Here is a 9,656-nt window from a genome sequence, read left to right on the forward strand (position 1 = left end):
GGGGCTGTTGACCGAAGAGCGAATGGCATTACTGCGCAGCCATAAGGGGCAAATTCTCGCCCTGCTTTCGGCCGATCGCGACGTCACCGTCATCCCCGATCCAGCGGGACGGCACCAACCCTTCCCCCTGACCGAGGTGCAGACCGCCTATCTGCTTGGCCGCCAGGATTCATTCGGTCATGGCGGCGTCGCCTGCCACGGCTATCTAGAGGCGATCTATCCCGCCGTCGCCCCCGAACGGCTTGAAGCGGCCTGGAACCAGTTGATCGCCCGCCACGATATGCTCCGCGCGGTGATCGCGGCCGACGGTCATCAGCGGGTTCTAGCCGAGGTGCCGACCTATCGTCTCACCGTCAGCGACCAGCGTGGTGTTGCCGCCAGCGCCTTGGCCGGGGATCTGGCCGCGACCCGTGCGGCGATGGATCATCGGCTCTATCCCACCGAGGTCTGGCCGCTGTTCGAGTTGCGGCTGACCCGCACCGACGATGGCGACATCCTGCATGTCTCGCTCGACGCGCTGATTGCCGACTGGGCCAGCGCAGGCATCCTGTTCACCGAGTTGACTCTAATTCTCGACGACCGGGGCGATGATTTACCGCCGATCGAGATCAGCTTCCGCGATTATCTGTTGGCCGAACGGCGGCTGCGCGACTCCACCCGCTTTCGCCGCGATCGCCGCTACTGGCTGGAGCGGCTGGACGACCTGCCCCCCGCCCCAGATCTGCCGCACGCCCCGCTCACCGTCCCCGGCCCCGCCCGCTTTGTCCGTCATCACGCTCGCCTGCCGGAGGCGACATGGAATTCGCTGCGCCAGCACGCCGCCGCGCGTGGGCTAACCGCCTCGATCCCGGTGCTGACCGCCTATGCCGCCGTGCTGCAACGATGGAGCCGACGGCAACACTTCAGCCTCAACCTGACCCTGCTCAACCGCTTCCCGCTCCATCCCCAAGTTAACGCCTTGGTCGGCGATTTCACCTCGGTAAGCCTGCTGGCCGTCGAAGCGACGGCAGGTAGCACCTTTGCCGAACAGGCGGCACGGCTGGGGGGACGGCTGTTCGACGACCTCGACCACCGCTTGTTTTCCGGGATCGAGGTGATGCGCGAGATCGCCCGTAAGCGCGGCCGCGAGGCAGCCCTGATGCCGGTGGTGTTCACCAGCGCGATCGGACTCGGCGCCCGGTCTGAAAGCGAACCACGCTTCGGCCACGGCCTGACCCAGACCCCGCAGGTGGTCCTCGATTGCCAGGTGCGCGATGACGCCGACGGTCTGGAAATCAATTGGGACGTCCGCCAGGGCGTGTTCCCGTCGGGCATGATCGAGGACATGTTCGCCGCCTTCGGCGATCTACTCGCCGCCTTGGCCGCCGGGGATGAGGCGTGGGATGCCGTAGAGCCGGTGTCGCTGCCGAGTTGGCAAGCCGCGGAACGGGTCCAGGTCAATGCCACCGCCGCACCGCTGCCGAACGGAATGCTGCATCACAGCGTGCTCGCCCAGGCCGCCCATTCCCCCGAGGCAACGGCGGTGATCGCCCCAGGCGGGGATCTGAGCTATGGCGCGCTGGCGCGACGGGCCGCCGGAGTGGCGGAAGTGCTCCGCGCCCAGGGCTGTGTCCCCGGCAAGCCGGTAGCGATCGTGATGGCCAAAGGGGCCGAACAGGTGGTGGCGGCGCTCGGAGTGCTGTTGGCCGGAGCCGCCTATCTTCCGGTCGAGGCCAGCCAGCCGCGCCAGCGCCGCGACCGGATGCTCGCCAATGCCGGAATCCAATTGGTGCTGACTCAATCCTGGCTCGATGTCGCCGAGACATTGCCGGCCGGCATCGCGGCGGTGGCTGTCGATACGCTCGCTCCCGCCGCCGCCGCGCCGCCCCCGGCCGAGGCTGGCGATCCGGATCGGCTGGCCTACGTGATCTATACGTCGGGTTCGACCGGGGAGCCGAAGGGGGTGATGGTCTCGCATCGAGCCGCACTCAACACCATCGCCGACGTCAATCGCCGCTTTGGCGTCACAGGGGCCGACCGGATGCTCGGACTGGCCCAGTTGAGCTTCGATCTGTCGGTCTACGACCTTTTCGGCGTGTTGGGCCAGGGGGGAACCCTGGTGCTGCCCGATCCGGACCGGCGGGCCGATCCCTCGCATTGGGCCGAACTGATCGCCCGCCACGGGGTGACGCTGTGGAATTCGGTACCAGCGCAGATACAGATGCTGGCCTCCTACCTGGAAAGCGAGCCGCTCTCCCTGCCCTCGCTGCGGCTGGCGCTGCTGTCGGGCGATTGGATTCCCGTCACCCTGCCCGACCAGATCCACCGCCTCATCCCCAATCTGACCCTGATTGGACTGGGCGGCGCCACCGAAGCGGCGATCTGGTCGAACTATCACCCGATCACAACGATCGATCCGACCTGGACCAGCATTCCCTATGGCCTGCCGCTAGCCAACCAGGGCTTCCGGATTTTAGACGAGGCGCTGCGCGATGCCCCGGTCTGGGTGACGGGGTCGCTGTGTATCAGCGGCCATGGCCTCGCCAGCGGCTATTGGAATGATCCGGTGCTGACCGCCGAACGCTTCTTCCGCCACCCCGTCGATGGCCAATTGCTGTACCGCACCGGCGATCTCGGCCGCTACCGGCCGGGCGGGCTGCTCGAATTTCTCGGCCGCGAGGACGGCCAGGTCAAGATCCGCGGCCATCGGGTCGAGGTGGGCGAGGTCGAAGCCGCGCTGCTGACCCATCCCGCCGTAGCGGCGGCAGCGGTTGTGGCAATTGGCGGAGGATGCGCCGAACGCAGCCTGCTCGGCTTCATTGAGCCCGCGCGACGACGGCCCGACGAGACCGAGGCGGAACGGCAGGACTGGCTGCGGCTTACTCCGGTGATACGCCGCTTCGCCGAGGACCAGATGCGCGGGGTCGAACCAGCCCGGCTGGCCGACTATTTCGCCGCCCTGCGTGAGGCGGCGCTGACCACCATGATGGCGGCCTTCATCGCACGCGGGCTGTTCTCCAGCCCCTCTGTCAGCCATGACGCCGAGGAGATCCTGACCAGAACCGGCGTCGCCCCCCACCATCATTGGCTGGCGCGGCGCTGGCTCGGCCTTCTGGCCGAGGCAGGATGGTTGACGTGCGACCCTGCAGACGGAGGTCATGTCCGCCGCCACGCCCCGGTTGACGCGGAAACCGTCGCGATGGCCTGGGCACGGGTGGAACAGGTCGGCGAGAATAACGGGCTGTGTACTCCTGCCTTCGTCGCCTATCACCGCGCCCACGCCGACCGCCTGCACGAATTGCTGTCCGGCGAGCAGACCCCGTTTGAACTGTTGTTCCCCGAAGGCCGTCAGGACGTCGCCCTGGCGCTGTACCGCGACGATATCGTCTCCCGCCATGACAATCAGGCGGTGGCGGCGCTGGTCAACCGCATCGCGGCACGCCATCCGCGGGGCACCCCGCTCCGCTTGATTGAGTTCGGGGCTGGCACCGGCGCCACCACCCAAGCGGTGATCCCGGTGCTGGAAGGATATGACGCAGAGTACCTGTTCACCGATATCACCCCGTTCTTCCTGGCCGAGGCGCGTGACCGGTTCCGCACCCATCCCTGGGTGCGGTTCGGCCGGGTCGATCTCGACGGCGACCTGCCGACCCAGGGGATCGCCCCTCATTCGGCTGATATCGTTCTATGCGCCGGGATGCTCAACAGCACCACCGACAGCGCTGCCGCGCTGGAACGGATCGCCACAACCATCGCCCCAGGCGGCTGGCTGATCCTGACCGAGCCAGTGGCCGACCTGCCGCACATCCTGCTGACCCAGGGCTTCATGATGGAGCCGGCCGATGGCGACCACTCCCGTGGTGGCACCAAGTTCCTCTCGCTCGAACAATGGCGGGAGCGGATCGCCGCCGCCGGGGGCGACCTGTTGCTGGCATTGCCCGAGGACGAATCTCCGCTGGCTGCGTGCGGGATACGGATGCTGGCGGCACGCTTCAAGACCGAGCGCGAGCGGATCAGCGGTACCGAACTGGTCTCGTATCTGGCGGCGCGGCTGCCTGCGCACATGGTGCCAACCTATCTCCAGCCACTCGACCGCCTCCCGTTAACCGGCAATGGCAAGATCGACCGTGCCGCCCTGGCGGGCTGGAGTCCGGCGGCGGCGCTCGATCCAGGCACCGCCGAGGTCGAAGCTGGCGACGAGGACCCGCTGACCGCCAGGCTGTGCGCACTGTGGGCCGAAGCACTGGCGGGGGGCGGCTGGAGCCGAACGACAATGTCTACGACCATGGCGCGGATTCGCTGATCCTGGCTCGTGTCGCCGGACGGCTGCGTGAAGAGGTGGCAGAGGCCCAGGGCTTCGCCTACGACACCCTGCTGCGCCAGATGCTGAACGAGCCGACCGTCGCCGCCCTGGCCCGCGCCTTGCGCTCCCCCACTCCCGAGCAGCGGACCGAGGCGGCGAATTCGGCCGGAGCGGTTGCGGCCACGCCAGCGACAGTCGGAAGCAACGCCCTGCTGCTGCCGTTCGGCGGCGGCGAGGGGATCGCCCGAGTGATGTTCCACGCCGCGCTGGGGACGATGGATTACTTCCAGCATCTCGGCCGGAGCATGGCTGCGCAGGAAATCGGGCCGGTCATCGGGGTCGCTGTCGCCGACAGCGAACGCTATCTGGCGCACGCCCCAGCCGAACTGATTGAACGGGTGGCGGATGACTACGCCGCACGGCTGGTCGAGGCCGGTCATACCCGCTTCCAGTTGGTTGGCTATTGCCTGGGCGGCCTCCTGGCGACCGAGGTCGGCCGCCGACTGCTGGAGCGTGGGCTGGAGGTACGCGACCTGACCCTGGTCGATAGCATTCCGATGTTCATCGACACCGACGAAGAACTGGCGTTCGAAGCCATCTTCGTCCCCAACCTCAACCTTGATCCGGTCGCGGCGGTGTTCGGACCCGAAATTGCCGCCGCCGACGTTTACCGAGCGATCGAGATCCTGATGACCCGCCACGACCGGCGGATTCCAGCCGGGGCGATGGGCAGGCTCGACGGTGATCCTGGACTGGCTGCGGTGGCGGCTGCGGCGCGGCGGCAGGCGGCACGGCCGCAGGAGGAGCGCCTCGCCGCCTATGCCCAGGCGATGACCACTCAGGCCGGGGTGCCGGTCGGGCCGGAACTGGTGCCCGCGCTGTTCCGGGTGTGCAGGCACAGCATGCAGGCCGCCCGGTTCGAGCCACCGCCCTATCTCGGCGACATGACCTATCTGCGTTGCGAGGAACAGCAATCCTTCGGCATCACCGCCGGGGTTGGACATCTGGCGGTGCCGTTCTGGGAGCGGGTCTGCGTCGGCACGTTCAGGGTAATCGACGTGCCCGGCAACCATTTCAGCGTGGTCGAACCACCACATGTCCAGGTGGTGACCGACCATCTCGCCGCCGCGCTGCGGGGACCGTCGTGAGCGGCGGGGCAGAGCATCCGCTGCGAACGCTGCGGCAGCCGGTTCTGGGAACGATCCGACTCGGCACCGGGCTCGGCGGACTGGGGGCCCTGACCAGTCTGGTGCCGTTCATCGGTATCGTCGAGCTGGGGCGGGCGCTGCTGCGGCCAGAGCCCGCCGGGGCGGCCGAACTGCTCACGATCGCCGCCGTGGTGGTGGCCGGGCTGGTCTTCGGCTGGACCTGTACCGGGGGCGGATTGTGGCTGACCCACATCGCCGACCACCGCCTCCAGGCGATCCTGCGGCGGGCGCTGGTGCGCAAACTGGGACAGGTTCCGCTCGGCTGGTATTCCGATCAGACCTCAGGCGCGATCCGCAAGGCGGTGCAGAGCGATCTCGACGACCTGCATCATCTGGTGGCCCATCATTATGTCGAACTGGCTGGGGCAATCCTCCTCCCGGCGGGGGGGCTGGCCTATCTGCTGTGGCTCGACGCCCGGCTGGCCCTGCTGGCGGTGGCGTCGCTGCCAGTCTACCTCGCCGCCTATGCCTGGATGATGCGCGACTTTGGCGACAAGATGAACCAACTCGACGCCAGCTTCGTCCGAGTCAGCGCGGCAATTGTCGAATTCGTCCACGGTATCGCCGTGGTTAAGGCATTCGGCCAGACCGGCCGGGCCCATCAGGGCTATCAACGCGCGGTCCAGGATTTCAGCGAACGTTATGCGGGCTGGGCGCAGCCATTGCTGCGGCTGGAGGCGATCAGTTCGATGGCGCTGTCGACCCCGGTGATCCTGCTGGTCAGCCTGGGCGGCGGGGCGGCGATGATCGCCCAGGGCTGGATCGAGCCGATCGACCTGCTGGCCGAGGCGCTGGTGGCGGTCGCTCTGCCGCAGACAATCCTGATTCTAAACCAAAGTCTGACGGCCGAACGCAAGGCGGCAGCGGCAGCGGCGCGGATCGCCGATCTCCTCGCCATCCCGGAACTGCCGCTCTGTTCCACCCCACGCCAGCCGGACGGGGGCGATATCCGGTTCGAGTCGGTATCGTTCCGCTACGACGAGTCGCGGCCAGTGCTGTCGGACGTCACCCTGAGCTGTCGGCCGGGCACCGTCACGGCCCTGGTCGGGCCGTCGGGGGCAGGCAAATCGACCCTCGCCAAGTTGGTGCCGCGCTTTTACGACGTGACGGAGGGCGCGGTGCGGGTCGGCGGTGTCGATGTGCGCGAAATCGCCCCGGACCGCCTGTACCGCCAGGTCGGTTTCGTGTTGCAGGACGCGCAATTGGTCCATGGAACGGTCGCGGACAATCTCCGCCTGGGCCGGCCCGAGGCCAGCGACGCGGAGATGATTGCGGCGGCGCAGGCGGCGCGGATTCACGAGCGTATCCTCGCCCTGCCCCGTGGCTATCAGTCGATGGTGGGAGAGGAGGCAATATTCTCCGGCGGCGAGGCCCAGCGCGTGTCGATCGCCCGCACCCTGCTGGCCGATACCCCGGTGCTGATCCTCGACGAGGCCACCGCTCACGCCGACCCGGAATCCGAGGCGCGAATCCAAGACGCGCTATCGAGGGTAGCGCGCGGCCGCACCGTGCTGGTGATTGCCCACCGGCTGGCCACCATCTGCGGGGCCGACCAGATCGTGGTGCTCGACGCTGGCCGGATCGTCGAACAAGGCAACCACGCCGAGCTGCTGGCGGCGGATGGGCTGTATGCCCGGATGTGGCGCTCGGGCGCCGAGGCTGACGCCGCCGTGATCGGGGAGACGCCGTGATGCTGCGGGATCTATCGAAAATTCTTGGACCAGAGCAGGCCGGAGCATTACGGCGCTATCTGATTTGGCTTGTGACCTACGCGGTGCTGGAAGGGGTCGCAATAGCCCTGCTGGTCCCGGTGTTGATGGCGCTGCTATCGCCCGATCCGGCGCGGGCGACACCGTGGCTGCTGGGCTTGGCCGGGGCGACGGCCGTGTACTGCCTCGCCCGCTACAAGCAGACAATGCAGGGCTTCGCCTTAGCGCTGGTGGTGCTGACCAGCCTGCACCGCCGACTGGGCGACCATGTTGCCACTCTGCCGCTCGGCTGGTTTTCCTCGGAGAAAATCGGCCGGTTGGCTCAGAGCGCCACTGGCGGCACCATGATGGTCACCAACGTATTCGCCCACCTGCTGACTCCGGTGGCAAGCGGAATACTGACCCCAATCACGATCGCGCTGGCGATGCTGCTGTTCGACTGGCGACTGGGATTGGCCACCCTGGCCTGCGGGCCGGTAATCTTCATCGCCCATAATTGGTCGTCGCGCTGGATCGGCCGGACCGAGGAGGCGGTCGATGCCGCCGCCGCCGAGGCGGGAAACCGCGTGGTTGAATTCGCCAAAACTCAGCACGTTCTGCGCGCCTTCGGCAGGACCAGCGCGGGCTATCCCCCGCTCGACGCCGCGATCGCCGCCCAGCAAGCGGCAGGCGGCTCGATGCTGCGCAACACCATTCCGCGCCTGCTGGTCGGCGGGCTGTCGGTCCATCTCGCGTTTCTCGCATTGATCACGACCGGACTCGGGCTGGCGCTGGCCGGGGCAATCGACCCGATCGAACTGGTGGCACTGCTGGCGCTCGCGGCACGCTTCGCCGGGCCGCTGGCCGAGGTCGCGGGACGCAGCGGCCTGCTGCGGATGGCGGCGAACGACCTGCGCAGACTGGCCGAGATCTTCGATCAGCCGCCCCTGCCGCAGCCGACTGCGCCGGTGGCAATCACCAGCCCCGGCACGATCACGTTCGAGCGGGTGACGTTCGGCTACCGCCCGGATGAACCGGTGCTCCGCGACCTGTCCTTCACGGTGCCCGCGCGGACAATGACGGCAATCGTCGGCCACTCGGGCTCGGGCAAGACCACCATCACCCGGCTGATCATGCGCTTCTTCGACGTCGAATCCGGCGTGGTGCGGGTGGGCGGGGCCGACGTGCGCGCCTTGTCGAGCGAGACCTTGATGGCTCACCTCGCTCCGGTGATGCAGGACGTCTATCTGTTTGACGACACGTTAGAGGCGAACATCCGGCTTGGCCGACCCGAGGCCAGCGACGCGGAGGTGCAGGAGGCGGCACGGCTGGCCGGAGTAGAGGAGATCGTCGCCCGGCTACCGCACGGCTGGCAAACTCCGGTCGGCGAGGCTGGCTCGTTGCTGTCGGGCGGAGAGCGACAGCGAGTGGCGGTAGCACGGGCGGTGCTGAAGAACGCCCCGATCGTGCTGCTCGACGAAGCCACCGCAGCGCTCGATCCGGAAAACGAACGCTACGTCCAGGCGACAATCGAACGGCTGCGGCAACGCGCCACCGTACTGGTGATCGCCCATCGCCTGCCGACCATCGCCGCCGCCGACCAGATCTTGGTGATTGAGGACGGAAAGGTCGTCGAGGTGGGGCGCCACCGCGACCTGCTGGCCCGTGCGGGCAGCTACGCAGCGTTCTGGCAGGAACGCAGCCGCGCCCATGGCTGGCGGCTGGTACCAGGAACGGACGCAGCCCCGGACCCCCTTCGCCCCGTCGATGAGGTCCCGGCATGATCGGGGTCGTGGGCGGTTATGGCGATGTCGGCAGGGTCGCGGCACATCATCTGGCCGGGCTGGGGCTGGGCCGGTTGCAGATCGGCGGACGCGACCTCGCGGCAGCGGCGCGGCTGGCGGAGGGCCTGAGCGGGGCCGAGGCGGCCCAAGTGGATGCTGGCGACGAGGCCGAACTCGACCGCTTCGCCGCAAACTGCCGGATCGTGCTGAACTGCGCCGGGCCGGGGCGGATGATCGGCGACCGGGTGGCACGGGCGGCCCGGCGAGCCGGTGCCGATTACGTCGATGTCGGCGGTGACGAGGCGCTGGCGGCCCGGCTCGACCCCACCGCCCTGCGGCGCGAAGGCCGGGTCGCGGTCCTGTCGGCAGGAGTGCAGCCGGGCCTGACCGGCTTGCTGCCGCGCTGGGCGGCGCGGCGCGGTTGGAGCCGGATCGACGGTTTGACCAGTTACTTTGGCCTGCGCGACGTCTTCACCACCGTCGCCGCGCTGGATTATCTCCAAGCGGCAACGGAAGGGGCTGGCCGGTCGGGGCTGGTATGGCGCAACGGCCGCCATCCCGCAGCCACCGTTTGGCAGAGGAACGCAGGGGTGCCGCTGTTCCCGACTCCGTCCACCTCGCTCGCCTACCTGACTCCAGAGGCGGAACGACTGGCACGCTGGCTGCGGCTGGAGCGAGGCACCTGGTATTCGGT

General features: G+C 68.1%; 5 protein-coding genes. All 5 read left to right on the forward strand.

Annotation, left to right across the window (positions count from 1 at the left end; genetic code table 11):
- Window positions 1–22 precede the first annotated feature (22 nt).
- Window positions 23–4,282, forward strand: coding sequence for a non-ribosomal peptide synthetase (locus tag K678_RS15965; RefSeq protein WP_231376280.1), 4,260 nt, complete (start codon window positions 23–25; stop codon window positions 4,280–4,282).
- A complete protein-coding gene (locus K678_RS19200; protein ID WP_196802602.1) occupies window positions 4,210–5,430 on the forward strand; it encodes a thioesterase domain-containing protein in 1,221 nt (406 codons plus the stop codon). The genes K678_RS15965 and K678_RS19200 overlap by 73 nt, the downstream gene beginning before the upstream one ends.
- The gene (locus tag K678_RS15970; protein ID WP_021133509.1) at window positions 5,427–7,181 is read left to right on the forward strand and encodes an ABC transporter ATP-binding protein; all 1,755 of its coding nucleotides are present in this window, start codon (window positions 5,427–5,429) and stop codon (window positions 7,179–7,181) included. Before K678_RS19200 ends, K678_RS15970 begins: the two co-directional genes overlap by 4 nt.
- The gene (locus K678_RS15975; protein ID WP_021133510.1) at window positions 7,181–8,962 is read left to right on the forward strand and encodes an ABC transporter ATP-binding protein; all 1,782 of its coding nucleotides are present in this window, start codon (window positions 7,181–7,183) and stop codon (window positions 8,960–8,962) included. The genes K678_RS15970 and K678_RS15975 overlap by 1 nt, the downstream gene beginning before the upstream one ends.
- Window positions 8,959–9,656: saccharopine dehydrogenase NADP-binding domain-containing protein (locus K678_RS15980; protein WP_021133511.1), on the forward strand; the 698-nt coding region annotated here is incomplete at its 3' end. The genes K678_RS15975 and K678_RS15980, both read left to right, overlap by 4 nt.

Source organism: Magnetospirillum fulvum MGU-K5 (genome assembly GCF_000442515.1).
Classification (GTDB): Bacteria; Pseudomonadota; Alphaproteobacteria; order Rhodospirillales; family Magnetospirillaceae; genus Phaeospirillum; species Phaeospirillum fulvum_B.

Excerpts from the sequence above, each read along its gene's own strand:
- K678_RS15965 (WP_231376280.1), top strand. The coding sequence starts at position 23 with ATGGCATTACTGCGCAGCCATAAGGGGCAAATTCTCGCCCTGCTTTCG.
- K678_RS15975 (WP_021133510.1), top strand. The coding sequence starts at position 7,181 with ATGCTGCGGGATCTATCGAAAATTCTTGGACCAGAGCAGGCCGGAGCA.